This window comes from Ochrobactrum sp. SFR4 (genome assembly GCF_019730395.1).
Taxonomy (GTDB): Bacteria; Pseudomonadota; Alphaproteobacteria; order Rhizobiales; family Rhizobiaceae; genus Pseudochrobactrum.
On sequence record NZ_JAAPBB010000431.1, the window covers coordinates 1 to 341 of the forward strand.

General features: G+C 56.0%; 1 protein-coding gene. It reads right to left on the reverse strand.

All coding sequences use genetic code 11. The features are described 5' to 3' along the window. Nucleotides 1–341, reverse strand: a 341-nt coding sequence (locus tag HBA93_RS19690) for a BREX system Lon protease-like protein BrxL (RefSeq protein ID WP_221724415.1), incomplete at both ends; no start/stop codon positions are given.

The following is a 341-nucleotide window of genomic DNA, read 5'->3' on the forward strand; positions in this document are numbered from 1 at the left end:
GCAACGGCAGGTGCTGCGGAAGCAGCCACCGTTGAGACCGGCTCTGCCGGTACCAACCCAATCTCTTGTTGTTTCATACCTTCACTTCCATCGTCGGTTGATCGACGGTGGTAGAACTGGGGGAACTCCTCTTCCTCCAGCGTGGCGACGGCGCGCTTTGCGCCATCCGATGCGATGTAATGGAAATCTGCTGCCTCAAAGGTGCTGTCGATCCGCAGGAGCTGATCCTTCACCCGCTTTCGGCATTCAATCGCAAAGCGCAGCAGTTCTTCAACTTCGGCTTCTGTCTCGCCTCCATTCGGGAAGATCAGCTTCAGCAGACCTGACATGGTCTTGTTGAT